The organism is Streptomyces sp. NPDC048637, from assembly GCF_040650675.1.
Classification (GTDB): Bacteria; Actinomycetota; Actinomycetes; order Streptomycetales; family Streptomycetaceae; genus Streptomyces.
The window spans coordinates 124,901-149,589 of the sequence record NZ_JBEZHQ010000016.1 but is presented as its reverse complement, the minus strand read 5'-3'; the positions used below and the strand labels follow the sequence as shown (position 1 = coordinate 149,589).

General features: G+C 66.5%; 19 protein-coding genes and 2 pseudogenes. 10 read left to right on the top strand and 11 right to left on the bottom strand.

The genetic code is table 11. From position 1 onward, the window contains the following. Positions 1-69: 69 nt before the first annotated feature. A complete protein-coding gene (locus AB0C46_RS21225; protein ID WP_362829483.1) occupies positions 70-1,374 on the bottom strand; it encodes an MFS transporter in 1,305 nt (434 codons plus the stop codon). 189 nt (positions 1,375-1,563) lie between these two features. Beyond that, on the bottom strand, positions 1,564-2,010 hold the full coding sequence (locus AB0C46_RS21220) for an ATP-binding protein (protein ID WP_362829482.1): 447 nt from the start codon (positions 2,008-2,010) through the stop codon (positions 1,564-1,566). 241 nt (positions 2,011-2,251) lie between these two features. Here AB0C46_RS21220 and AB0C46_RS21215 point away from each other — a divergent pair, with 241 nt between their 5' ends. After that, on the top strand, positions 2,252-3,151 hold the full coding sequence (locus AB0C46_RS21215) for a LysR family transcriptional regulator (RefSeq protein ID WP_362829481.1): 900 nt from the start codon (positions 2,252-2,254) through the stop codon (positions 3,149-3,151). A gap of 390 nt (positions 3,152-3,541) precedes the next feature. Here the strand turns inward: AB0C46_RS21215 and AB0C46_RS21210 are convergent, their stop codons facing one another. The 6 genes from AB0C46_RS21210 to AB0C46_RS21185 form a co-directional block, all read right to left on the bottom strand. Then, the gene (locus AB0C46_RS21210; protein ID WP_362829479.1) at positions 3,542-3,805 is read right to left on the bottom strand and encodes a restriction endonuclease; all 264 of its coding nucleotides are present in this window, start codon (positions 3,803-3,805) and stop codon (positions 3,542-3,544) included. 66 nt (positions 3,806-3,871) lie between these two features. After that, positions 3,872-4,957 carry a DUF1152 domain-containing protein gene (locus AB0C46_RS21205; RefSeq protein ID WP_362829478.1) on the bottom strand — a complete coding sequence of 362 codons (1,086 nt, stop codon included), beginning with the start codon at positions 4,955-4,957 and terminating at the stop codon, positions 3,872-3,874. A gap of 316 nt (positions 4,958-5,273) precedes the next feature. Then, positions 5,274-6,779: an ATP-binding cassette domain-containing protein gene (locus AB0C46_RS21200; protein ID WP_362829477.1), complete on the bottom strand. Its 1,506-nt coding sequence runs from the start codon at positions 6,777-6,779 to the stop codon at positions 5,274-5,276. Next, positions 6,776-7,621 carry an ABC transporter permease subunit gene (locus AB0C46_RS21195; RefSeq protein WP_362829476.1) on the bottom strand — a complete coding sequence of 282 codons (846 nt, stop codon included), beginning with the start codon at positions 7,619-7,621 and terminating at the stop codon, positions 6,776-6,778. Before AB0C46_RS21195 ends, AB0C46_RS21200 begins: the two co-directional genes overlap by 4 nt. Continuing rightward, positions 7,618-8,508, bottom strand: coding sequence for an ABC transporter permease (locus AB0C46_RS21190; protein ID WP_362829521.1), 891 nt, complete (start codon positions 8,506-8,508; stop codon positions 7,618-7,620). Before AB0C46_RS21190 ends, AB0C46_RS21195 begins: the two co-directional genes overlap by 4 nt. 116 nt (positions 8,509-8,624) lie before the next feature. Then, positions 8,625-10,169 (bottom strand): ABC transporter substrate-binding protein, encoded by a 1,545-nt coding sequence (locus tag AB0C46_RS21185; RefSeq protein WP_362829474.1) that lies wholly within the window; start codon positions 10,167-10,169, stop codon positions 8,625-8,627. Positions 10,170-10,445: 276 nt separating this feature from the next. On the opposite strand from AB0C46_RS21185, the gene AB0C46_RS21180 reads away from it, so the two are divergent. From AB0C46_RS21180 to AB0C46_RS21150, 7 genes and pseudogenes are all read left to right on the top strand, one after another. Continuing rightward, positions 10,446-11,498, top strand: coding sequence for a TauD/TfdA family dioxygenase (locus AB0C46_RS21180; protein WP_362829473.1), 1,053 nt, complete (start codon positions 10,446-10,448; stop codon positions 11,496-11,498). Between the two features lie 20 nt (positions 11,499-11,518). Then, positions 11,519-12,544, top strand: a complete 1,026-nt coding sequence (locus tag AB0C46_RS21175) for an ornithine cyclodeaminase family protein (protein ID WP_362829471.1) — start codon at positions 11,519-11,521, stop codon at positions 12,542-12,544. After that, the gene (locus tag AB0C46_RS21170; RefSeq protein WP_362829470.1) at positions 12,535-13,917 is read left to right on the top strand and encodes a Y4yA family PLP-dependent enzyme; all 1,383 of its coding nucleotides are present in this window, start codon (positions 12,535-12,537) and stop codon (positions 13,915-13,917) included. Before AB0C46_RS21175 ends, AB0C46_RS21170 begins: the two co-directional genes overlap by 10 nt. A gap of 26 nt (positions 13,918-13,943) precedes the next feature. Then, positions 13,944-14,969 (top strand): cysteine synthase family protein, encoded by a 1,026-nt coding sequence (locus AB0C46_RS21165; protein ID WP_362829469.1) that lies wholly within the window; start codon positions 13,944-13,946, stop codon positions 14,967-14,969. A gap of 8 nt (positions 14,970-14,977) precedes the next feature. Beyond that, positions 14,978-16,399 carry an MATE family efflux transporter gene (locus tag AB0C46_RS21160; RefSeq protein ID WP_362829468.1) on the top strand — a complete coding sequence of 474 codons (1,422 nt, stop codon included), beginning with the start codon at positions 14,978-14,980 and terminating at the stop codon, positions 16,397-16,399. A gap of 504 nt (positions 16,400-16,903) precedes the next feature. Next, positions 16,904-17,032, top strand: a pseudogene (locus tag AB0C46_RS21155) (DNA-binding protein); the annotation flags it as partial. A gap of 12 nt (positions 17,033-17,044) precedes the next feature. Then, a pseudogene (locus tag AB0C46_RS21150) lies at positions 17,045-17,405 on the top strand (tyrosine-type recombinase/integrase); the annotation flags it as partial. 418 nt (positions 17,406-17,823) lie between these two features. Here the strand turns inward: AB0C46_RS21150 and AB0C46_RS21145 are convergent. Next, positions 17,824-18,561 carry a DUF4145 domain-containing protein gene (locus tag AB0C46_RS21145; protein ID WP_362829467.1) on the bottom strand — a complete coding sequence of 246 codons (738 nt, stop codon included), beginning with the start codon at positions 18,559-18,561 and terminating at the stop codon, positions 17,824-17,826. 669 nt (positions 18,562-19,230) lie between these two features. Between AB0C46_RS21145 and AB0C46_RS21140 the strand changes: the two genes are divergently transcribed. Next, positions 19,231-20,910, top strand: coding sequence for a hypothetical protein (locus AB0C46_RS21140; RefSeq protein WP_362829466.1), 1,680 nt, complete (start codon positions 19,231-19,233; stop codon positions 20,908-20,910). 309 nt (positions 20,911-21,219) lie between these two features. Here the strand turns inward: AB0C46_RS21140 and AB0C46_RS21135 are convergent, their stop codons facing one another. Both AB0C46_RS21135 and AB0C46_RS21130 read right to left on the bottom strand, forming a co-directional pair. Continuing rightward, positions 21,220-22,320, bottom strand: coding sequence for a pentapeptide repeat-containing protein (locus tag AB0C46_RS21135; RefSeq protein ID WP_362829519.1), 1,101 nt, complete (start codon positions 22,318-22,320; stop codon positions 21,220-21,222). Between the two features lie 359 nt (positions 22,321-22,679). Next, the gene (locus AB0C46_RS21130) at positions 22,680-23,774 is read right to left on the bottom strand and encodes a DUF1152 domain-containing protein (RefSeq protein ID WP_362829465.1); all 1,095 of its coding nucleotides are present in this window, start codon (positions 23,772-23,774) and stop codon (positions 22,680-22,682) included. Positions 23,775-23,856: 82 nt separating this feature from the next. On the opposite strand from AB0C46_RS21130, the gene AB0C46_RS21125 reads away from it, so the two are divergent. After that, positions 23,857-24,597: a GntR family transcriptional regulator gene (locus AB0C46_RS21125; protein WP_093491460.1), complete on the top strand. Its 741-nt coding sequence runs from the start codon at positions 23,857-23,859 to the stop codon at positions 24,595-24,597. Positions 24,598-24,689: the final 92 nt, after the last annotated feature.

Here is a 24,689-nt window from a genome sequence, read left to right as displayed (position 1 = left end):
TGGGCGCTGTCGGGCGTGGCGCCCGTCAGGCGGGGGGTTCGTCGGGCGGTGCGGAGGGCGGCCGGTGCGTCAGCGCAGGGCGAGGAAGCGGCGGCTGGCCAGCAGGGAGGCGATGCTCAGGGCGCCGGCCACCATGATGTAGAAGCTGGGCGAGAGGTGGCTGCCGGTGGTGGCGATCATCCAGGTGATGACCACGGGTGCGAAGCCGCCGAAGGACATCACGCCGATGTTGTAGCTGAGGGACAGACCGGTACCGCGGGTGGCGGTCGGGAAGGCTTCGGACATCAAGGCGGGCAGCGCACCGAAGTAGCAGGCCTTCAAGACGCCGAGAACGAACATCACCACGCCCATGACCAGCAGCGACGGGCTGCCCGACAGCAGCAGGAACAGCGGGTAGATGCTGAGCATCATCGCGGTCCCGGCAATGAGCATCACCTTGATGCGGCCGACCCGGTCCGAGAGATGACCGATCAGGGGCGTGATGGTCGTCAGTGCCACGCCGGACACCGCTGCCCCGATGAAGCCGGCGGAGGACGGCAGACCGAGGACCTCATGTGCGTAGGTCGGCATGTAGACGATCACGTAGGTCACCGCGGTGGACATCACCAGCGCGCCGACCATGAGGAGGACCGGCAGCTTCTGGTTCCGGAGTACCTGGCGGACCGGGGTCGCCGCGACTTCGCCCGCTTCGGCGGTGTCGACGAATGCGGTGGTCTCCGGGACATGGCGGCGGATCAGGTAACCCACCGGGCCGATCAGCAGGCCGACGAGGAACGGAATGCGCCAGCCCCAGGAATCCAACTGCGCTCCGGAGAGGCTCAGACTGAGGACGGTGCCGAAGGTCGCGGCCATCAATGTCGCCAGGCCCTGCGAGGCGAACTGCCAACTCGCCATGAATCCCCGCCGGTCGGCGGACTGTTCGGCCAGAAATGCGGTCGCGCTGCCGAACTCACCACCCGCCGAGAACCCTTGCAGCAGACGGGCCACCAGAATCAGTACCGGTGCGGCAATACCGATGGATTCATAGGTGGGCATCACGGCGATCAGCAGAGTGCCGATCATCATGAGCCGAATGGTGAGCAGCAGCGCGGCCTTCCGGCCGGTGCGGTCCGCGTACGTTCCCAGGATCAGCGCACCCAATGGCCTGACCAGATACGAGACCCCGAACGTGCCGAAGGCGAGCATCAGGGACACCGTCGGGTCACCGGAGGGGAAGAATGCCTTGGAGATGGAAACCGCGAAGAATCCGTACGAGGTCAGGTCGTACCATTCGAGTGTGTTCCCAGCCGTGGCCGCGAGCACGGCATTCCTCGCGCGGCTCTTGGTGACGGGCTTCTCGACATTCATCTGACCTGTCTCTCTAGCGGTCGTCATGAGTGTTACTCCCTCGGGTCGAGCAGGCGAACTGTCGCGCAGGGTGGCACCGCCGATGGGCGTGTCCGAAGCGGAAGAGATGCATCCGTGGACTCGTTGAGCGATGACGCTAGAGGCACCGGATCGTTCGCACAATCGCAACTTCTAGAACACCTGATTGCCTAAATAGCAACGACCGGATGAACGCCCTCACACCGCGGCAAGGTCCGCCCACCGTGTGATTCCGCCGGGGTCGACACGGGTACCGTGCCGGGCGGACAGGGCGGTGACGATGGCGTTCCCACGACCGTGCTCCGCCGGGTACCGGCCGTCGGCGGGCCGGGGTACGGACCCGGCGGGTCCCGCGTCGGTGACCTCGATACGCAGCGCACGAGGCTCTTCGGCCACCGTCCGCGACACCTGGAGCACGGCCGGAGGGAGCGCATGAGTGACCGCGTTGGTGACCAGTTCCGAGATCACCAGGACCGCGTCCTCGATGGTGGCGGGAGGCAGATTCCAGCCGGCCAGTACGGTGTGCACGCGTCGGCGCACCAGGCCTACGGCCTCCGGGATGTGCGGCAGCGGAAAGAGAAATTCCGCGTCCCGCCGCGGCGTCGCATGCGAGCCGGAGTATTCAATGGGGGCTGTCGCATTCATCGTTTTCCCCTGCCTCGGCTGCCTGCGGGGAGGATGCACACCTGAGCGGCTAAGGGGACCCTGGGCCGACCGCTGATCGATGAGGTCGCCGTATGAGGGGGCGCTTTTCGTCTTACGGTCCGCCCGGCCGGGTGAGCCCGCAGGGCATATGACGAAGGTAGGCACGGCCCGACCATTCACGCAATCGCAATTTATAGAACAAATCGTTGCCCGAAAGACAATGCCGCCATATGCTGAAGGCATGCTGAACAGTCCGGCTCTTGAGTACTTCCTCGAAGTGGTCCGCACCGGCTCGGTCAACGAGGCGTCCAGGCGACTGCTGGTCGCAGGCTCGGCCATCAGCCGGCAGATCGGAAAACTCGAGCAGGAAATCGGTGTGGCGCTGTTCGAGCGCCGCCCGCGCGGAATGGTGCCGAGCGAGGCCGGCACCCTCTTGGCCGCCTATGCGCGCCGCGCCGCACTGGAAACCGATCAGGTGCTCGCGGAAATCCGCGGCCGCGGCCGACTGGGAACCATTGTCCGGGTGGCCAGTTCACAGGGCGCCGCACAGGAATTCCTCCCGTCCGCCATGGCCTCCTTCCGCAAGGACCATCCGGGCACCACCTTCCACCTGCCCGTGGTAACCCCCTCATTGGCCACGCAAATGGTCCAGGACGGCTCGGTCGACCTGGCCGTCACCTTCAGCCTGGCCCCGGCTCCCGATGTCCGCGTCATACACGCCCAGCGGGCCCCGATCCAAGCCCTGGTCCGATCCGACCACCCCCTGGCCCAGCGCGACGAGATCCACCTGCATGAGCTCCTCCCCTATCCGGTCGCACTCACCGAAGAAGGCACGACGAACCGGCGCCTCTTCGACCTCTGCTGCTCGATCGAGGGAATCGCCTTCGAACCCCTGCTGGTCAGCTCCAGCTCCAGCGCCCTGTCGGCCTTCGTCAAAGAGGCCAACGCCGTATCGCTGATCGGCCACATCAGCGTCCATGAACGCCTGCGCGTCGAAGGCCTGAAGTCCATCACCATCCTCAACCCGGAAATGCACCTGCGCACCATCCAGGTCCAGGCCATGGTCGGCCGCCAACTCCCCGCAGTGGTGACCGAGTTCGCCGACCACCTCATCCATCGACTAGGAGAAACGGAGGTATAGCAACAGCAACCGAGCCGCGGCGCCCGACAGCAGACCCGCAGGCCACTCCGAAGGGGGCGGCCAGCTCCGACAGGCAGCGGCGTATCGGTGCTCTACCGCCCACAGCGAAGAATGATCAAGGCCCAGGAATCCGAATTCACCCGCGGATACCTGGGCCTTTGCATTTCACTTGGCACTTGATACTTGGCACTTGGCGAGCAGACAAAGACGGATGCGAACGGCCGACATCCGCTACGCCCGCCGCCCAGCCGCCCAGCCGCCCAGAAGACGCTCCACGGTTCACATTCCGCGGCCGAACGGAGCCAGCCATTCACATCGGCAGCGTGAGATCAACGATCTGATACAAATGGTCAGCATTTTCCGACCACTTGACGAGGGTGTCGCGATCGATCAAGAGGATGCCGTGTTTGGCCCCCACTCGGCCGCGTCCCGCGTAAATGACCCGTTGGTCACGACCATGGATTCTCTGGCCTTATAGACCGCGTCAGCAGTTCCGTTGATCTGATAAAGCACGCGGGAGTCGACCTTACGGCCACGGGTGGTGTGCTTGCACTGCACTGCGATCGCCTGGCCGGCGGCGTCCACCGCCAGTACATCGACCGCCTGGTCGCCCCTGCCACCGATGACCTCGGCCTTGAGGCCGTCGCGCTCCATGCGCTGTTCCCCCGCCTCATGTAGTCAGTCATCGTCCCACCGAGATCCTCGGCCAAGGTTCTACGCCTACGAAATACGCCAGAGCGGCGCCTGGTACTGCTCCGGCCGACTGCTGAGCAGCAGCGCCCTCAGGTCCTGGCGCTGGTTGCCGCTGAGTCCGAAGGCTTCGGTGAGCCGGCGGAACGTGGTGTGGGTGATTCCGCGGGACCGGGCGTCGGTCTCGAACGCGTCGAGCTGGTGGCGTACGGCTTCCGGGGCGAGCTTCTGCGCGGGCCGGCTGCCGAGCCGCCCCGCCTTGTCGCGTTCGTCGTCGATTTCGGAGAAGCCGCAGATCTCGCGGCTGTACTCCTCGACCTGGTGCAGGTTCTCCGTGGCGAGGATGGCGCGGGCGAGCTGGTTACGGTCGAGGGCTTCGTCGAGGTCGGCCTCGTACACGGTGGCGCCTTCGTCGGTGAGCGGAACCGGTGGGCCGGCATCCCGTACTTCGCACAGGCCACGGGCGCCTCGTACGGTGGCGGCGAGCATGGCCGTTGCCTCGGAGGGATGCCACTCCAGCACTGCGCTGACAGGCGTGACGTGCTCGGTGGTGAGTGTCAGGGCGACGGGTCCCAGGCGGTCGCGCAGGGCGTCGGCGGGGAGTTCGCCGTCGAGGCCGGGGCCGGCGACCAGGAGCCGTACGGGGAAGTTGAGTTCGCAGCATGCCGCGAGGGTGAGGGCGTCGGCGAGTGGGCTGCGGAGTGTGGGCTCGTCGCCCCGGGCGAGGATGTCGCCGCCCACGTCCAGGAGGTCGATGGATTCCGGCGCCAAGTACTGCACGATTTCTTCGAGTTGGCGCACCATGCCCTCGGCGCCGTGGTGCGGATCGATGAGCGCGAAGGCCTGCGGGAGCTCCGCGGCGAGCCGGGGAAGCGTCGAGCCCGCAGGAGCAATCGGTGTGGCATCGGCGGGAACGGTCTGGACGCTGCGGGTGAGGGGCCGGAGCCCGGTGAAGTTGGCCGGCCCTCTGGGGCCCGGGACAGGATCGATCAAGAGACGGTCCCACGCATACGTGAGAACCGTCGCCGGAGTCCCGCCGCCGTAGAGGGCGGCATCCAGCATCGTCGCGGCGACAGCGTCGCCGCCTCCTCCTGCTGCCACGATCAAGCGCGTCACATATGTCAGCGTACGGGCTTCTGTACCACCCGGCCGGGACCAGCGGCGCGACGACCCGCGAGCTGAGGCCTCCTATGGGCGGTCGTCGGTGCAGGCCGTACTGCTCGCACAGCATCGGGCCCACGGTCGTGATCAAGCGATGGCGGATGCCGATCACGCGGATGGGCCCATCCGGCGTCCGCAGTGGATGAGCAGATCCGTTCCGCGGAGCGCCCCTCGTGGCAGGGGCCCTCCGCCGGCTCGATGCCCGTGCGGGCGATGCGGACTCCGAGGTGTATGCCTTCCCGTGCCGCGCGGGGCAGGCGGTGGAGCGGCGCTACGCGGGGACGCCGAGGCCGAGGCTGGAGCTGGGCACTGCGGCGTGCATGTGCCCGCTGTCGATGTGGTGGGCGGTGTCGGAGTGGGCCGCGATGACGTCCAGTTCGTGGCTGACGAGGACGAGGGTGAGGCCGTTCTCGGTGCGCAGCCGGGTGAGCAGCGCCATCACGCTGTCCGTGGTCGCGGGGTCGAGTGCGGAGGTGACCTCGTCGCAGAGCAGCAGCTCGGGCTCGGTGGCCAGGGCGCGGGCGATGGAGGCGCGTTGGCGCTGTCCGCCGGACAGCTCGTGCGGATAGCGCCGGGCGAATTCCCCGGGGAGGCCGACGTCGTTGAGGAGCAGGCGTACCCGGTCCGGAACGTCCGCTTTCGCGACGACGCGGTGCAGCTGCAGTGGCCGGGCGATCGAAGCGCCCACCGTACGCGCGGGGTTGAGGGCGCCGAGGGGGTTTTGCGGGACGAGTTGGATGCGGCGCTGATGGTCCCGGGTGCGTTTGCGGGCTGCGGGGGGCAGCGCCTTGCCGTTCCAGGTGAGAGTTCCGGCGCCGGGGGTCTGCAGTCCGGCGAGGACGCGCAGGAGGGTCGTCTTGCCGGACCCTGAGGGGCCGATGATGCCGGTCGAGGTACCTGGGCGGGCGTGGAAGTCGGCGTCCTTGAGTGCTTCGTGGGTGTGGCCCTTGTGGGTGAAGGCCACCTGTAGTCCATGGGCACGCAGGCCGCCGCCCGGTGCGGCCTGTGGTGTGGGGAGGCGAAGGCGGGCCGGCGACTGGTCCGGCCGGCCGGCCGGGGCGGGACCGCTGAGGGTGATGACGGTATCGGCGCAGGTTTCGACGACGTGCGGGTCGTGGCAGGCGAGGACGATCGTCAGACCCCGGTCGCCGGCGAGGCGCCGGAGCAGGTCGGTGATCTCGTCGCGCAGGGCGCCGTCGAGTCCGGCGGTGGGCTCGTCGAGCAGGAGTACGTCGGGCTCCCGGGCAAGCGCTCGGGCCAGGGCGAGGCGGCGCTGCTGGCCCCCGGACAGCGCGCCGGGACGGTGATGCGCGAGCGCTTCGTCGAGGTGGCACTGGGCCATCAGTGCCGCGGCAGCCTTGGGGGCCGGGTCGGCAGCGACCTCTGCGATCAGTCGTGCCGCGGTCATGCGGGGGTTGAGGGCGGAGCCGGGGTCTTGCCCGACGTAGGCGATGCGGTTGCGGCGCAGCGCCCGCAGTGCCTCCGGGGCGAGCGCGAAGACGTCCTGGTCAAAGACCTCGACGCGGCCGGAGGTGACTTCGCCACCTTGCGGAAGGTCTCCGATGAGGGCGCGCAGCAAGGTCGTCTTGCCCGAGCCCGACGGGCCGGTGAGTGCCGCGATCTTGCCGGCTTCCAGGGTGAGGTGGGTGGTACTGAGCAGCGTCGGGCCCTCGGACAGGCTGATTTCGAGGTGGGTGACCGTGACGGGTGGTGGGGTGTCGGGCGTGGCCATGGCGGCGTCCTGGGGTGTGGGTGCGGGGTGGCCGGTGGTGGTCATCGCAGGGCTGCCCTGCGGGCCGCGGCCGGTGCCAGGGCATTGGCAGCGAGGTTGACGCTGATGGCGAGAAGCCCGATGGCCAGGCTGGGCGCGACGACCGCCCAGGGGTTGAGAAGGATGCCGGGCCCGTTCTCGCGGATCATCAGTGCCCAGTCCGCTTCGGGTGGTTGGGGGCCGAGCTGGAGGAAGCCGGCCATGGAGATGACGTAGACGGCGTCGACGAAGCGCAGGCCGAACAGAGCCAGGATGGTGGCGCGGAGGTTGGGGAGGATCTCGCGCAGTGCCAGGTACCCGCTGCGCTCGCCGCTCGCGGTGGCCGCTTCGACGAACCCGGCGGTGGCGAGTGGCGCGGCCGCGCTGGCCACGATGCGCACCGCGTAGGGGGTTCCCAGGGCCATGGCGGCCAGGGTGACGGCGAGCCGTCCGCCTCCGGGCCAGGCAAGTGCGAGAAGCATGATGCCCAGGACCGGTGGCAGGAGGATGGCGGTGTCCGCAATGCGCTCGACGAGGCGCCCGAGACGGGGGCTGAGCACGGCGAAGCAGCCGAGCAGGGTGGCCAGGAAGGTGACGACGAGCGCCACGATCAGGGCGCTGCCGATCAGGGCGCTGCCTCCGTGCAGCAGGCGGCTGAGGACGTCGCGGCCGAGCTGGTCGCCGCCCAGCGGGGCTCCGTCACCGGCGGCGGCGTAGGGCGCGGTGACGGGCTTGTCGACGGGGTGCGCGGCCGGCAACGGTCCCAGGACGGCGACGAGGACGAGCAGGACAGCGGGCGCGACGGGCAGCAGGATCCGTAGCCAGGGGCGGCGTGCGGCCCGCTGGTTGAGGACCGCGGTGGCGGTCATGATCGGGCTCCCAGGGTGCGGGCGCGGACGAGGTCGGCCAGGAGAAGGATGATCGTGATGAGTGCTGCCGCGCAGGTGACGACTGCGGCGATGACGGGGGTGTCGCGGTCGGCGACGGCACCGGCCAGCACCGTGCCGATGCCGGGGTAGTTGAACAAGGTCTCCACGACCACGGTTCCCCCGAGCAGCATGCCGGTGGAGGTGGCGATGCCGGTGGCGATGGCGGGCCAGGCTCCTGGGAGGGCGTGGCGCAGCAGTACACGGTGGTTGGGCAGTCCGTCGAGGCGGGCGGCTTCCACGTGGGGGGTCGCGGCCTGGTCGGCGAGGGCCGCGCGGACGATGCGGGTGTTCCAGCCGGTCTGCGGCACGGTCAGCGCCAGCACCGGCATCACCAGCATGGTCCAGCTCGCGGGAGAGCCGTCGCCACCGGTGACGGTGGCGGCGGGCAGCCAGCCGGTCCACAGGGACAGCACCAGCAACAAGCCGATGGAGACGACGAATTCGGGCAGGGCGAAGGCGGCGGTGGAGGTGAGGTCCACTACGCGGTCGAGAACACCGTGGGGGCGGGCGGCAGCCCATATGCCGATCGCCAGAGCAGCGATGACCGTGAGGACGAAGGCAGTGGTGCCCAGCACGATGGTGTTGGGGAGCGGGTCGGCAAGCAGGTCGGTGACGCGCTCGCCCCGGGCGGAGGTGCCGAAGTCTCCGGTGGGCAGAGCCGTGATCCAGTCCCAGAATCGTTCCCAGACCGGACGGTCCAGCCCGAGCAGATGCCGGCGGGCGGCGATGCCCGCGGCGCCCTCGCCACGGTCGGAGGTGGCTGAGGCGGCGTCGCCGGGCAGCAGCTCGACCGCGGCGAACACCACGGCGAGCAGCACCACCAGCATCACGAGACGTTTGCCCACGACTGCGGCGGCGCGCAAGGCGGCCTGAACGGTGCGGCGCGCGGCCGAGGCCGCCACGGGGTGCGCAGCGGTCTCGGCCCGGCGGGTGGTCGGGTCGGTCACGGGGTGAGCCAGACGTTTTCGAGCTGGACGCGTCCGTAGCCGGGGAGCTTGGGCAGGCCGTGGACCTTGGGGGCGGCCAGGTCGATGCCGTCGGCCATGCCCCACAGCAGGTAGCCGGATGTGTCGTGCTCGATCTGCTGGAGGTCACGCAGCGCGCCGGTGCGGGCCTTGGGGTCGGCCGTGGCGATGACCTTGTGGTAGGCGGCGTCGAAGGCCTTGTCGGACCAGTCGGCTTCGTTCTGACCGGCTTTGGTGGTCATCGTCTTGGAAGCGAAGAAGACCACGGAGTCGTTCGTGCCCCAGTAGTTGGTGTAGAAGTCACCCTTGAGCCAGGTCTTCTGGTAGAAGGTGCCGGACTCCTGCTTGACGACCTTGATCTTGATGCCGGCCTCACGGGCCTGGGAGGAGAAGAGCGTCGCGGACTCGGCCAGTCCGGAGATGTCCTCGGTGGTGACCAGTTCGTAGGTCTTGGAGAAGTCGAACTTGGCTTCCTGGAGCAGCTTCTTGGCCTTGGCGAGGTCTCGTTGGCGCTGCGGGATGCTCTTGGCGTAGTCGGGGTCGGCGGTGCCCATGATGTCGTTGGCGACGGTGCCGTACCCGGACAGGACCTGCTTGACCATCGCCTTGCGGTCCACGACGAGCTTCATCGCCGCACGGACCTTGGGGTCCGCGAACGGCCCGCTGGAGGTGCGCATCACGATCGGCATCGCCATGTCGTTGGGACGCCGGATGACCTTGATGTCCTCACGGGCCTCGGCAGTGCGGGCCGCGACGGCGCCGGCGTTGGAGGCCACGTCGATCTGACCGGACATCATGGCGTTCGCCATCGCCTGGGGGCTTTCGAACATGGTCACCTCGATGGCGTCGAGGTAGACCTGGCCGCCGTGCCAGTGCTCATTGCGCAGCAGGCGGGCGTTGCCGCCCCGGTACCAGTCGAGCTTGAAGGGACCGGTGCCCGGCGCCTTGGCGATCTCCTTCTCAGGGGTGTCCTTCTTCATGATGAAGGTCGACAGGCGGGTGAGCATGGGGAGTTCGGCGTTGGCGACGTCGGAGACGAGGACGACGGTGTCCTTGCCCTCGGCGGTGATGTGGTCGGCCTTGATGCCGGGCAACCGGGCGGCGCCGGCCGGTGTGTTGCGCAGGCGGCGCAGGGACCAGACGACGTCGTCGGCGGTGACCGGTGTCCCGTCGTGGAAGGCCGCACCCTTGGCGATCTTGAAGCGCCAGGTCTTGAGGTCCTTCGAGGGTTTGAACGAGGTGGCCAGGCGGCCGACGGTGTTGTCCTTGAGGCCCGGTGCGGTGAGGGTGTCGTAGACGAGGGCGATGACGAGGTAGTCACTCTCGTTGCCCTGATTGCCGTGCGGATCGCGGGTGATGGCGGAGGAGCGGCCCAGCGCGCCGATACGCAGTGTGCCGCCCTTTCTGGGCTTGCCGCCCGCGTCGGAGGAGGCCGCGTCGTTGCCGCCCCCGCAGGCGGCCAGCAGCGCGGCCGCGCCTATACCGCCACCGGCCCACAGGACCTGTCGCCTGTTGAAGTTCACGTTGCCTCGTTCCGCTCAGTTCCAGGTTCTTAGGTTTGCCTACCCTAATGACAACCGTCTCCGCAAGGGCGCGCGGAGCCCTGCACCTCGATTGGTCGACGTCAACCAGCCCTTTGTAGGCGAGAGTTACGCGAACGCGGACAGCTGACGCAAATTCAGGTTAGGTTTGCCTTGCCTAAGAGTCGTCGGTACCTTCGTCACCGTCCGCTGGGCACCGGCACGGGGCAGAGCCCCCTGACGCCCTTGTGCCGGTTCATCGAGCGAGCTGCGCCATGGATGCGCTGCATCGCATCGGACTTTCTCCTCGCCTTCAACGGAACGGATTACCTCGACATGAGCACGGGAGCCGCACCCGTCCGTCAGCTCGACGCCACCAGCGTTGGGGAACTGCGTCAGGCCGCCGAGAAGATCCTTGCCGAATTCGGCACCTCGGCCACCTCCCCCGAACTCCTCGCCCGGGTAGCCGAAATCGCCGTCGGGCTGAGCGAGCCCACCCGTCACGAACTGCGCCCCGTAGACACCGACGCAGGCCTGTTCGTGCTGCGCGGTCTGGATGTCGACGACGCCGGGATAGGCCCCACGCCCTCCAGTTGGGCCACCGCAGGCGACAGTGGCGCCGTCCACGACATCGTGCTGCTGCTGCTCGCCACCGTCATGGGCAACCCCATCGCCTGGGAAGGCCAGCAGGACGGCCGGTTCGTGCACAACATCGTCCCCGCCCCGGGCCATGAGACCGAGCAGACCGGTGCCAGCAGCACCGTGCTGCTCAGCCCGCACACCGAGGACGCCTTCCACCCGGGGCGCGCCCACCTGCTGATGCTCGGTTGCATGCGCAACCACGACAACATCGCCACCACCGCAGCCAGCATCCGCAGCGTCCGGCTCTCCGAAGCCGACATCGCGCTGCTGACCCGCCCGCGGCTGCCGATCCTCCCCGACGACGCCTACACCGAGGCCCAGGGCTACGACGGCGGTAAGCCGACCGGTGTGCCCACGCTCTTCCACGCCCAGGACGGCCTCACCCTCCGCTTCGACCCCGCCTACACACCGCTCGACGACGCCTCACCCGCCCACCGGGCCGCCTACGAGCGGCTGTCGGACGAACTCGCCCGCGTCTCGGGCGCCGTGAGCCTGAGCCCCGGCGAAGTCCTGATCGTCGACAACGACCTTGTCGTCCACGGCCGTGTGCCCTTCCAGGCCCGCTACGACGGCACCGACCGCTGGCTCAAGCGCGCCTCCGTCCGTGTCCCCGCGCGCCGCACACGCCCCCTGGCCGAAGAGGACGAGCACGGCTACGGTCAGGCCGCCATCGAAGCCCACGCCGCCTGAAGCCCCCACCGAGGACAGAGATGACCGAGACCACCGTGGCCGACGAAGCCCACTCCATACCCGCCGACGACACGACCCTGCGCGTCCTGTCCACCAGCGACCTCGCCGGGATCGACATATCCCTGGCCGATGTCGTCGCCACCGTGGAGGGCGCCTACCGCACCCTGCACGCCGGAAAGTCGGACAACCCCCGCAAGCTGACCGTCAAACCCGAGGACGGACACTCCGTCTCCTACGCGATGCTCGGCCGGGACGGCTCCCGCAACGTCGTCGCGATCAAGACCTCGTACAAGCACGGGCTCGACAAGGGCCGCGAGGAGCAGCACTACTACACGGCGCTCACCCTCTACGACGACGTCACCGGCCTGCCCGTCGCGATGATGGACTGCGGCCGCATCGGCTCGCTGCGCACCCCGGCCGTCTCCGCCCTGCTGGCCCGGGAATGCGCCCGGCCCGGCGCCCGCAGCGCCCTGGTCATCGGCACCGGCACCCAAGGACGGCTCGCCCTGCCCTTCCTGCTGACGACCCTGCCGGACCTGGACCGGCTGATGCTGTTCGGCACCCACGCCGAGGGCATCGCCGCGGTACGCGAGGAACTGCGCAGGCACTTCCCCGACCGGGACGTAGAAATCGTCACCGACCTGCGGGCGGCCGCGTCGGATGCCGACATCATCGTCGCCACCGCCGGCAGCCACACCCCGGCAGCCGTCGAGGCAGGCTGGCTCAAGCCCGGTGCGCTCTCGATCCTCGTCGGCCACGGGCTGGCGCCCGCCACGCTCCACCGCGCCGACCGGGTCGTGGCGACCAGCGAGGCACAGATGAAGGTGACGGGCACCGACATGGCCGATGAGAACGGCGACTTCCCCGCCGTCGACACCGAGTTCCCGCCCGTCATCGCAGGCATCACCGCCGGCCGCCGGTCCGCGAAGGAACGCATCTTCGCCTACAACAGCGGACTCGTCGTCACCGACATCGCCCTGGGCCACCGCTTCGCCCAACTCGCCCTCGACCAGGGCCTGGGAGTGCAGGTGCCGCTGTGGCAGTGACGGACACCCCGACCACGAACGTGCCGACGCTTCCCGCCCACAGCGACCCGGACACCGACCGGGTACTGGACAGCGGCCTGCTGCACGAACTGTCCTACGCCTTCGGCGGCCCTTTCCATTTCCTGCTGCCGCACCGCTTCGACGCCAACCTCGCCGCCTTCCGCACCGCCCTGAGCGACGCCGGTGTGGAGGGACGGGTGTACTACGCGAAGAAGGCCAACAAGGCAGCCGTATGGATGGAACGCTGCGCCGCCCACCAAGCAGGCGCCGACGTGGCCAGCGCCGGGGAGCTGCGTGAGGCCCTCGGACACGGGGTGCGCGGCGAGAACATCGTCGTCACCGGCCCGGCCAAGAGCGACGAACTACTGCGCCTCGCACTCCTCCAGGGCTCTTTGATCGCCGTGGACGCGCTGGACGAACTCGACCTGCTGATCACGCTCGCGCTGACCGGCACGGTCCGCCCTGCCCGGGTGCTGCTGCGCCGGCTGCCGACCGCCCAGCCACACAGCCGCTTCGGCATGAACGAAGCCCAGATCGAGGTCGCGCTGGACCGGTGTGTGCGTGCCGGGGACGCCGTGCGGATGGAGGGCTTCAGCTTCCACCTGTCCGGCTACGCCACCCAGCCGCGCGCCGACCTCGCCGGAGAGCTCGTCGACCGGTGTCTGAAGGCCCGGGTGCTGGGGCTGCAGGCCGACCGGATCAGCATCGGCGGCGGCTTCGCCGTCGACTACAGCTCCGCCGACCACTGGCACACCTTCCTCGCCGACCAGCGCCCCGAGCACTACCACGCCCGCAAGACGTTCCACAGCGGCGACTTCTACCCCTACCACTCACCCGTGGCCGGAGCCGACGCCCTGCGCACCATCCTGGCCACCGTCCCCGAGGGCGGAGTGGACACTCTCGCGGCACGGCTCAAGGACACCGGCACGCTGCTGATGATGGAGCCCGGCCGCGCCTTGCTGGACGGCGCCGGCGCCTCCGTCTTCCGCGTCCAGGGCGTCAAGGACCGCGAGGACTACCAGATCGTCACCGTCGACGGCACCAGCCTGAGTCTGTCCGAGCAGTGGTTCAACAGCGAATACCTCCCCGACCCGCAGCTGGTGACCCCCACCGGCCGACCCGCCGGCAGCGGCATCCACCCCACGTCCGTGGGAGGAGCGTCGTGCCTGGATTCGGACATGGTCACCTGGCGCAAGATCCCCCTCCCCGCGCGGCCCAGGGCCGGGGACCTGCTGGTCTACCCGAACACGGCCGGCTACCAGATGGACTCCAACGAATCCCCCTTCCACGACCTGCCGCTGCCCACCAAGGTCGTGGTGGACCGCCTGGGCGACCGCCCGCGCTGGCGCCTGGACCGCCGTCCCGCATGCTGACCCCCGACCCGCCCAGGAGTCTTCCCATGAACGAGGCCCTCGCGCGCCCCGCCGTGGTCTCCCGCATATCCGACCTCATCGGATACACCCCGCTGCTGGAGCTGTGCCGCACCGAGACCGGCAGCCGCCTCCTGCTCAAACTGGAGATGTACAACCCGACCGGCTCCGCCAAGATCCGCATGGCCCGTGCGATGGTGGACGCCGCTGAGCGGGCCGGCGAACTGCGCCCTGGTGGCCGCATCATCGAATCCACCTCCGGCAACACCGGCCTGGGCCTGGCGGTCATCGCGGCCGAGCGCGGCTACACCTTCACCGCCGTCGTCGACAACCATGCCGCCGCCGACAAACTGCGCGGCATGAATGCGCTCGGCACCGAGCTGGTCTACGTGGTCGACGACGGCACCGAGGAACTGGCCACCGCCGCCCGCGAGGAGCTGGCCGAGGACATGGCTCGCGGTGAGGACAACACCATCTTCACCGAGCAGCACAACAACCCCGCCAACGGCGTTGGCTACTTCCCCGTCGCCCACGAACTCCACCAGGCCCTCGACGGCGATATCGACGTCGTGATCGGTGCGGTGGGCACCGGCGGCATGCTCTGCGGCACCACCCGCGAACTGCGCAAACTCCACCCCGACTTCACCACCGTCGGCGTCGAGCCCAAGGGCTCCATCGCCTTCGGCGGCCCGGCCCACGACTACTACCAGTCCGGGACCGGCACCCCGGAGGGCGCCGAGATCGGGGCGCTCGTCGACTTCGACCTGATCGACGAAGGGGTCAAGGTCGGCGACGTCGAAGCCTTCGCCGCCGCCCGCGCCGTGGCCCGTACGGGTCTGCTGATCGGCGGTTCCGCGGGCGGGGTCGTCTACGAGGCCCTGACCCGCCTGTCGTCCCTCCCGCCGGGCAGCACTATGGTCGCCCTGGTCAATGACGGCGGCGAGAAGTACATGGACACCGTCTTCAACGACGAGTGGATGAACGCCCGCAACCTCATCGATCCCGCCATGGAGCGCGAGATCGACGAGAAGATCACCAAACTCCGCAGGATTTGATAGCCGCCATGCAGCTGACCACCCTCCTCCGCGACAGTCGCGCCCTGGCCACCCTCGCCGTCCCGCTCGTCCTCACCCAGCTCGCACAGGTGGCACTGACCACCACCGACACCGTGATGATGGGCATGCTCGGTACGGCCGACCTCGCGGCGGGCGGGCTGGCCATCGTCATCTTCAACCAGCTGCGCACGATGGGCGTCGGTCTGGTCACCTCCGTCGGCAACCAGATAGCCGGCGCCGCCGCGCGTGCCGAAGCGGCCCAGGAGAACACCGCGCCGGACAGTGCCGAGCCGGACGGCGACCAGGAAGTACGCAAGATCGTCCGTGCCAGCCTGGCCATGGCGACCCTCGCCGGTATTGCCGGGGCCGTGCTGATGCTCCTCATCGGCCAGGCCCTGGCCTTCCTGGGACAGGAGGCCGGCGTCGTCGACCGCGCGCAGACCATGCTGCTGGCCCTCGCCCCCGGGCTGCTGCCCTGCCTGTGGTTCCAGTGCATCCGCCAGTTCACCGTGGGCATGCGTCGCCCGCAGGCGCTTCTGCAGATCACCATCGCCTCCGTCGCCGTCAACGCCGGCATCAACTGGGCGCTCATCCACGGCACCTGGGGCCTGCCCAAACTGGGCCTGCCCGGCGTCGGCGTGGCCACCTCCCTGGTCTACCTGCTGTCCTTCCTCGCCCTCTACCTGTCAGCGAAGAAGGACACCGTCCTCGGCCCTCTTCTGAGCCTCAACATCGCCAAGGCCGACCGCGCCACCGTCCGCCGCCTGGTCCAGCTCGGCGTACCTATCGCCGCGACCTACGGCTCCGAAGCCGGCTTCTTCTCCGTCACCGCCCTGATGGCCGGCTCCTTCGGCAGCGCCGCCCTGGCCGCGCACACCGCCGTCAACCAGCTCGTCTACATCGTCTTCCAGGTCGCCGTCGGCCTCTCGCACGCCGCATCCATCAACGTCAGCCGTGAACTCGCCCTCGACCGGCCCGAGGCCGCCCTGCGCATCAAGAACACCGCCCTGGCCTGCGCCGGCGCCGTCATGGTCGTGGTGGGCCTCATCTACGTCACCCTGCCCGACCTGGTGCTGAGCCCCTTCTTCGACACCAGCAGCACCCGTGACGCACAGGCGGTGTCGATCGCCACCCACCTGCTCCTCGTCATCATGGTCCTGCAGTTCTTCGACTGCGCCCAGAACATCGGTGTCGGACTCCTGCGCGGCCTCGACGACACCAAGAGCGGCTTCCGCATCACCCTCATCGGCTACTGGCTCATCGGCCTGCCCGCCGCATGGCTCCTCGGATACGCCGCCGAGCTCCACACCCTCGGCATCTGGCTCGGCCTGCTCACCGGCCTCGCCGCCACCGCCATCCTGCTCCTGCGCCGCTACAGCACCTCCGTGCATGCGAAGTTCACCATCGAACAGCCTGTTCCTGCGCCCTAGCCGAAACGCATCACGCCTGGCTCCGTCACTGATCGGGCCCGGCAGCCAGCGCGTGGCGTGCGGTCGTTGAGCTGGGCAGGGAGAGGCGCACGCCGGTTCCTGCACCGGCTCGACGACGCGGGCTGGAGCACGGCCTCCATCACCAGTGGCGGGGCCAGGGCCTCCGCGGCGGGTGCGGCCAGGAACTGCACGACGTCCAGACCTGCTCGATGTCTCCCGCGTCGTGCTCGACTCCGCCCACGTCAGGGCGAAGAACTCAGGGCGAAGAACGGGACCGCGCCAGCTCTGCCCGGCTCCGGTGAGCGCGGTCATGAGCGCGTCCAGGTTTCCGCAGTATCCGATAGACGATCGCTTCTTCGTCACGTGCGAGGGACGACCCTTCTCGGGTCGCCGTGCACGCCCACCCACGAGCCACGGACAGGGCATCTCCGCAGGTCAGGGCACTGCCCCGGCCTTCTTGTATTCCGTGGCTTCTGTGGTGCCCTTCTCGCCCGGGAGGCAGTAGTGAGCACCACCCTGCCCACCGTCCAAGAGGCACCGACCGTCCCCGAAGTCATGCGGGCCCCGCGCTTCAGTCGCCGCAAGGTCTACGACCTCATTCGCTCCCGACAGCTCGAAAGCTTCACGGATGGTGACTACGCCCCCACGACGCGTACCGGTCATCCGATCGAGCCCCGGAACCTCAGCGGGTCCTTCAAGCGGATCGGGCAGGCCGCCTGGTCTGCCGCGTATCCGGCTGCACGACGCCCGGCACGGCTGCGCTTCCCTGCTCTTCGCCGCAGGAGTGCAGCCGCGCGTCGTGATGGAGATTCTGGGACACTCCGCAGATCGCGGTGACCATGAACGTCTACACCCACGTGTCGGAGGATTCGCGTAGGAGGCGGCGGGACACATGGACCGTCTTTTGCGGCACAGGCGAGGGCGTCCGGAATCGTCCGGAAGAGGGACTGCCATCAAGATCTACCGTCAACGCCCCCGTGGAGGAGTTTCCGCGGGGGCGTTTTGACTGGTGGGCACAACAGGATTTGAACCTGTGACATCTGCTTTGTAAGCCTGGTGGTGATCTCCGCAGTAGATCTGCTGGTCAGTGGGCGGGCGGCCAGCCACAGCTCCTCTATGGATGCGGGGACCGGTATGCGCCCTCGTTGACCGTGGCTGCCCCTTCGTTGTGGCACGCATCTGGCACGCCATGAATCGCTGCCCGCCTGGATCTCAGCTGACGACAGTCAGCCACGACGGTGGGTGCGCCGACCGACCAGGCGCGCGTATGCCTCGCGGTACCAACTCCTGCCTCAACCACTGTGCCCGATCATTGGCATACTCCCTGGAGCCGCCTGGTACGAGCGGTGCCGACCCCCGCATCAGGAGTCCGACCGCTGCTTGGCGCCGCAGGGGGGCCGCCTGGCCACGCGCTGTGTCTTTGCCTAGAAGTCTAAATCGGCGCTCGGGGCCCGGGGGGTCTTCTGTTCCCCGTGAGTCCCCGCCTGATCTGGCACAGATGTGGCACGGTCTTTGCCAGGGGTTCCATGGGCGCTACTCTCGGCGGCCTTGGAAGCCCGCCTAGCCTTGAACGCCGTGAACTGAGCAGAGAACACGTACAGGTAGTCGAGAAGAGCCTCGGCGAGCGCCAGGCCGTCGGCGGCGTCCTCGCGACTTACAGAGGTGAATGTGAAGTGGGCGCCTTGGTTGCCAAGGACTCGCAACTCTTGAGCCCACTCAAACAGTTGTCCGTCGATCTTCCCTTCGTCCTTCATCTGCTCAAGCATCTTGAACAGGGGCTTGGAGCGGCCACCCGTGGACATGCCTTGATCAAGGCATACGCCCTCAAGGGTTCGACGGACCATGACGGCGGTTGCTGTGTATGCCTTCGACGAGAAGCACCGCCGGGCCTCTTCATGTTCTCGACGTAGAGCCTCGGGGACATTGGTGCTCAGAGTCCTCTGCTGCTTTGGCCAGACGACCAGAGGCTCTCCATCCCACCCTCCGCCCCAGTCTTCCTCGATCATCAGGAAGGGGTCGTGGCACGTGCCACACGTAGCCAGCTCCAGCAGGTAGGGGGGCTCCATCTCGCCACCGCCTGCTGCCTCGCTTCTGACTGTGGCGAGCGTGGGCTTCTCGCAGTGCGGGCAGATCACGGGATGCGTGATTCCAACTCGACTCATTTGGGCCATGGTTCTGCAGGCTAGCGTCATGGCGGCCGACGCGAACGGTGATCGCCTGGATGGGTCATCGACGGACGAAACGCTCTTGAGCTACGTCGGTGCCGGCACCGACGCGGAGCGACCACACCGGCCTGCGCCACATCGCGGCAGCAGCTGCTCCCCGCAACCCACTTTCGGTGGTGCGGTCGCCTCACGCTCCCGCCATCCATGACGACGGGGGTACGGCGCCTGGCCCCACTCAGGCCCCGTAACCAGCCGACGCTGCACCCCGAGATTGGTACGTGAGGGGCCTTTGAGCTGGTGCTCCCGGCAGGATTCGAACCTGCGACATCCGCTTTAGGAGTTCGATCCGAGCCTGTTCAGGCTGCGGCAGTCGACTGGTGCGATGACTGGACAGAGGCGCTGGTGTGTGCCTCCGTCTGGCGTCGTTGATGTCAGCTGTGGATGTCAGATGCCTTCTGATCCGTAGCTTTGAAGATCGGCCATCGGAGGTCATACGGGCTTCCGCGAGGGCCATGAGGGTCGCTCGGCGAGGGTGACTCTGAAACCGCACCCTTAGGCGACTGGGGCGTCCTGTTCTCCCGCCCCGACGTTTTGACGCCGAACGCCCCAGACAAGGTGGCCAGTTGACTTACAATGCGACCTACGTCACACACGGGAGGGGACCCCATGGCTAGTGGTGCGGCTCGGCGTAACAACCTCAGCATTGGTGGCGAGCAGGCTGAGGCCGACCCGCTCCTCATGGAAGCCTTCTATGAATCAGACGACTACAACACGATCGCAGATCGGGATGACGCACGGTGCTTCTTGATTGCGCGAACCGGTAGCGGTAAGTCGGCTGTTCTGCAGCGACTCGAGGAAGATAACTCTGAACGTGTGGTCAGAATCGCTCCGGAAGATCTCTCTCTGAACTACATCACCAATCTTGGCGTGATGAAGTTTTTGGATGACCTTGAAGTTAGCCTCGACCCGCTTTTTATTGCGCTGTGGAAGCACGTGCTTCTCGTAGAACTGATTCGCCACAGATATAAGGTCGACTCGTACACGGCCAAAGTGAATTTCTTGACTGCGCTTCGCGACAAGATAAAGCGCGACCCAGGAAAGCGCGCAGCCCTTGATTACCTGGAAGAGTTTCAAGATAGGTTCTGGGTCGAAGCGGATGAGCGAGTCCGGGAGATCACTGAAAAGTTCGAAGAAAAGATCAACACGGAAGCAAAGGGAACTCTTGGCTTGACTGGTAACCCGGCGGCCACTGCAACAGCGACAATGGGTGGGGGCTCCGCCGATACTTTCTCGACCGAGACGCGGCGGGAACTTTCCGAACGGTTCCAGCGCATTGTGAACGAGACTCAGATGGCTCGACTAAACAAGATGTTGAAAGTTCTGGATGAGGACATCCTCGAGAGTCGCCAGAACTTCACATTCGTCGTGATTGACGACTTGGATCGCGACTGGGTCGACGAAAAACTCGCGAATTCGCTTGTCCGATGCCTTTTTAGGGCGGTGCTCGACCTTCAGCGGGTCAAGAACCTTAAGGTTATTGTTGCCTTGAGGACCAATATCTTTGAGAATCTGGACTTTGGTCACAGAAGTGGCGGCCAAGAGGAGAAGTTCCGATCTCTGGCTCTCCATATGCGCTGGAGCCCTGGTGAACTGCGTGAACTGATCAATGACCGGCTGCGAGTTGCATCCACGAAGCGCGGCATGCCGGTTGACTCGATTGCTGATGTATTCCCTCGAACAAATGCCACACGCGGGGACGCTTTTGATTACATGCTCCAGAGAACCCTCATGCGGCCGCGTGACATTATCGCTTTCGTTAATGAGGCTTTTACGGCCACAGGAGGGGAGAGAGTCTCATGGGAGGACATCAAGACAGCCGAAGACTCCTACTCGCACAAGAGGCTGCTTGCACTTCGGGATGAGTGGAAGATGTCATACCCAGACATTGATAGAGTCTTCGCCATATTCGGCGGCAGCACTATTCCGATGTCGCAAGAGGAGTTCACTAGACGTATAGACGATGCGGCTTTGTTGCTCGCAGATCCGTACTTCCGCGGCTCTGACTGGCTCGACTGGATGACATCGGCGATGTGGAACAATTCAGCCGGCAGTTGGGCCGATTGGTACGGTCCTCTTGTGACGCTGCTCTACAACATCGGATTCATTGGGTGTGTCACCGGCAGGCAGGGATCTGTGCGCTACGTGCGCACGTTCCCCGAATACGCCGAGAGGGCTAGCAACTTGGAGGCGACTACGGCGTACACGATCCACCCGACATTTCAAGCCGCGTTAGACATCCGTGTGGATGGATCGCGTTATGGCACCGGCGTTGGGCTCACCCCCTAGGCCGAGAGCATCTGGGTGACCCGCGTTTCCCCTGCTGAGGAGGCGCTGCCTCACTTGCCTGATGGAGGTCATTGGCCACCGCAGGCGGCTTTGGAAGACTCAGAGACTGCCCAGGTTTGCCGCCCCCGACTGGCGGAAGGCACTTTCGGTGTGCCCCTGTCTGAACCTCAGCCGACGACAGTCAGCCACAATGGTGGGGCAGTTGATCGACCACGCACGCGTGTGGCTCGTGGTACCCCCACTGGCCCCAGCCAAGATGCCAGCATTCCGCCCGCTCGCCACAATGCAGCGGTGACCTGCCAAACTCCCTTAGCGCTCGTTGCGCAGCTCTATAAATTTCTTCTCAGCGCTCTTCAAGGCGCTAGGGAGAATGGTGTTGAGATCCCTTTCGCTTCGATACTCATGGACATCGAGAACCCATGGATAGCTTGCTATATCGGGAAACATTCCATATGTTGATGAGCGGCTATCCAGCAACGGCACGACAGGGGTTGTACGGAGGAAGGGAACCACGGTCGCAAGTTCGTGTGGGACGGAACGAGGGTCCGATAGATCCACGACAACGCAATGCGCAAGTCGTGCAAGAACTTCTACGGTGCCCGTCAAGTCCTTATTCGCTGGTACCGCAAAGTCGAATAGTATCGGTATTTTTCCTGCGCTTCTCACTGCTTCTCTGGTAAGATTGAGGAATGTCATTCTTTCCTCGCTGAAGCGGCCAAGTATCAGGACGGTTTTCACGGTTACCGTGTCTAGTACGTCCCTCAGTTTGGCGTTCTCGATGAGCATATAGATGAATTGCGCCAGTTCAAGTCGATCGATGGCGAGGTATGGTTGATTCTCTCTTGTGATGCGCAGGTTTCGCTGACTCGTGTTATTCAGCTTTACATCCCAAGCGGAAGTGCCGAATACTGTTGCGCCGTCGAGAGATGCATTTGATAGATCGGTTCCGATGAATTGACAGTAGCTGAGATTTGAGTTACTCAGATCTGCTCCGGCGAGGTTGCAATCTGATAGTTTAGCCCCTGTCAGAATGGTGGAACTGTAGTAGACCCCGCCATCTCCTTCTTCCAGCTGGGCTGGCGACAAATCTGCGCCACGCAGATCGGCCTCTCTAAGGTCTGCATCTCTCATAGATGCTCCTCTGAGGCGAGCATTCTGGAAATTGGTGCCTCTGAGGTCGGCTTCCACAAGGGAGACACTTCTGAGGTCGGCGTTTGACAGATTGCAACCAGCTAGGTTTTTTCGTGACAGATTAGTGGTCCAGAGGCGTGGTTTAACCTGGGGATTCGCATCTCGCCATCTGTTCCATGATCCGGCGTCTCCCTCTTCAATTCGCGCTAGATGGTCGGGGTCCCAAGGGCGCCAATCCGTATCGAGCCAGTGCGCATGGCGCCAATCCTCCGCATTCATAAGAGCCTCCTGGCTTTCGTCTGCAATAGCTCCTGTTGTTGAGATCGCCGCCCCCAATTGTCCAGTATCGTCCGATCCTCGACTTGATGCATCTCTAGGCCCCACATGCGGCTCGACGCCTCGCGGGCGTCGAGCCGCATGTGGGGCGCCCTGGACGACGGCATTACCACGCAGTTGTGGACCTATCCGGTAAGCCCGACGTTGGGGCCGTAATTTGCTAGCGGTTGATTGCTTGCGCGCGGTACGGGCGCCGGCCGGGCTGGAGCGGGGCGGAGACAGGAGCGCAGGCCCGGCCGGGGGCCGGGCCGCGAGCGGCGAGCGTGAGCGAGCCGCCTTGAACTAGTAGAGAAAGTTGTTACTCAAGCTCCGGACGGGATGTGCCAGAGCGGGGCTTGGTACTGCTCCGGGCGGTTGCCGAGCAGGAGTGCTCTGAGATCCTGGCGCTGGTTGCCACTGAGTCCGAATGCTTCGGTGAGTCGGCGGAACGTGGTGTGGGTGATGCCACGGGACCGGGCGTCGGTTTCGAAGTCGTCGAGCTGGCGGAGCACGGCCTCCGGGGCGAACTTCTGGGCCGGCTGGCTACCGAGCCAACTGGCCTTGTTGCGTTCGTAGTCGATCTCGGAGAAGCCACAGATTTCCCGGCTGTGCTGCTCGACCTGCTGCAGGTTCTCCGTGGCGAGGATGGCTCGAGCGAGCTGGTTGCGGTTCAGGGCCTCGTCGAGGTCGACCTCGTACACGACAGGGCCTTCGTGGGTGAGCGGGACGGGCAGGCCGGCGTCCCGCACTTCGCACTGCCCGCGGGCGCCTCGTGCGGTGGCGGCGAGCATGGCCGTGGCCTCGGAAGGGTGCCACTCCAGTACCGGGCTGACGGGGGTGACGTGCTCGGCCGTGAGTGTCAGGGCAACGGGGCCCAAGCGGTGGCGTAGGGCGTCGGCGGGGAGTTCGCCGTCCAGGCCGGGGCCGGCGACCAGGAGTCGTACGGGGAAGTTGAGTTCGCAGCATGCGGCGAGGGTGAGGGCGTCGGCGAGCGGGCTGCGGAGGGTGGGCTCGTCGCCTTGGGCAAGGATGTCGCCGCCGACGTCCAGGAGATCGATGGAGTCGGGCTCCAAGTACTGGACGACTTCCTCGAGTTGGCGAACGATGCCTTCGGCGCCGTGGTGCGGGTCGATGAGCGCGAAGGTCTGCGGGAGCTCTGCTGCCAGTCGGGGAAGCGTCGAGCCCGCGGGAGCAATCGGTGCCGCTTCGGCGGGGACCGTCTGGACGCTTCGGGTGAGGGGGCGAAGGCCGGTGAAGTTGGCCGGCCCTCTTGGGCCCGGGATGGGGTCGACCAAGAGACGGTCCCACGCGTAGGTAAGGACCACCGCCGGAGTCTCGCCGCCGTAGAGGGCGGCATCCAGCATCGCTGCGGCGACAGCGTCGCCGCCTCCTCCTGCTGCCACGATCAAGCGCGTCACGTGCGTCAGCGTACGGGCTGCTGTATTAGCCACTCACTCTATAGTGGCCAGAGGTAATAGCCACTTAGGGAAGGGGGAACGGATGCCAAAGATCGAGGAGACCCAGCCCAAGTACCTTCAGATCGCGCACCACATTCGCGATCAGATCCTGCGGGGCGACTTGCGGCCTGGTGACGAAGTGCCGTCGGAACGTCAACTGGCCGCGGATTGGAGCGTGTCACGCCCGACGGCTGCGCGTTCGCTGGAGGCACTGCGGCACCAGGGGCTGGTCGAGAAGCGGCAGGGCTCGGGCACGTACGTGCGGGGTCTGGCGGTGAACCGCCGTGCTCGGGAGCTGTACGGGCGGGCCAAGCAGACGGGCAAGATCTACACGCCGGGTGAGTATGCGGTGATCACCTCTGCGGGTTGGCTGGAGGCGCCGGACTACGTGGCGGAGTCACTGAACCTGGCCGCCGGCGCCCGTGCGGTGCACCGGCGACGGGTCACCAAGAACGACTCCGGACCCATCACGCTCTCCACCTCCTGGTTCGGCCCCGACGTGGGCGAGCGCGCACCGAAGCTCCGGGATCCCGACCGGATCCAGGAGGGCACGCTGATGTACGTCGAGACCATGACCGGACGCCAGGGCAGCTACGCCGAGGACCGGATGTGCGCTCGCCTCGCGACCGATGACGAGGCGGCCGACTTGGAACTGGAGCCGGGGTCAGCGGTGCTGATCGTCCATCACGTCGTCTATGACCTGCAGGATCGCCCTCTGGAGTTCGCCGAGGCGACGTACCCGCCCAGCCGTTGGGCGTTCGAGCAGGGATACCCGATCGGGTAGAAAGCCTTGGTTCTCTGACGAAACGCTTGCGACCCCAAGTGGCTAATGCCACTATCCAGTAAGTGGCTAAGGCCACTTCGTCGGAAGGGGGC

Coding starts and splice junctions, on each gene's coding strand:
- AB0C46_RS21200 (WP_362829477.1), bottom strand. CDS start 6,779: ATGACCACCACCGGCCACCCCGCACCCACACCCCAGGACGCCGCCATG.
- AB0C46_RS21220 (WP_362829482.1), bottom strand. CDS start 2,010: ATGAATGCGACAGCCCCCATTGAATACTCCGGCTCGCATGCGACGCCG.
- AB0C46_RS21125 (WP_093491460.1), top strand. CDS start 23,857: ATGCCAAAGATCGAGGAGACCCAGCCCAAGTACCTTCAGATCGCGCAC.
- AB0C46_RS21160 (WP_362829468.1), top strand. CDS start 14,978: ATGCAGCTGACCACCCTCCTCCGCGACAGTCGCGCCCTGGCCACCCTC.
- AB0C46_RS21195 (WP_362829476.1), bottom strand. CDS start 7,621: ATGACCGCCACCGCGGTCCTCAACCAGCGGGCCGCACGCCGCCCCTGG.
- AB0C46_RS21165 (WP_362829469.1), top strand. CDS start 13,944: ATGAACGAGGCCCTCGCGCGCCCCGCCGTGGTCTCCCGCATATCCGAC.
- AB0C46_RS21140 (WP_362829466.1), top strand. CDS start 19,231: ATGGCTAGTGGTGCGGCTCGGCGTAACAACCTCAGCATTGGTGGCGAG.
- AB0C46_RS21175 (WP_362829471.1), top strand. CDS start 11,519: ATGACCGAGACCACCGTGGCCGACGAAGCCCACTCCATACCCGCCGAC.
- AB0C46_RS21190 (WP_362829521.1), bottom strand. CDS start 8,508: ATGCTGGTGGTGCTGCTCGCCGTGGTGTTCGCCGCGGTCGAGCTGCTG.
- AB0C46_RS21215 (WP_362829481.1), top strand. CDS start 2,252: ATGCTGAACAGTCCGGCTCTTGAGTACTTCCTCGAAGTGGTCCGCACC.
- AB0C46_RS21145 (WP_362829467.1), bottom strand. CDS start 18,561: ATGAGTCGAGTTGGAATCACGCATCCCGTGATCTGCCCGCACTGCGAG.
- AB0C46_RS21225 (WP_362829483.1), bottom strand. CDS start 1,374: ATGACGACCGCTAGAGAGACAGGTCAGATGAATGTCGAGAAGCCCGTC.
- AB0C46_RS21135 (WP_362829519.1), bottom strand. CDS start 22,320: ATGAATGCGGAGGATTGGCGCCATGCGCACTGGCTCGATACGGATTGG.
- AB0C46_RS21180 (WP_362829473.1), top strand. CDS start 10,446: ATGCGCTGCATCGCATCGGACTTTCTCCTCGCCTTCAACGGAACGGAT.
- AB0C46_RS21210 (WP_362829479.1), bottom strand. CDS start 3,805: ATGGAGCGCGACGGCCTCAAGGCCGAGGTCATCGGTGGCAGGGGCGAC.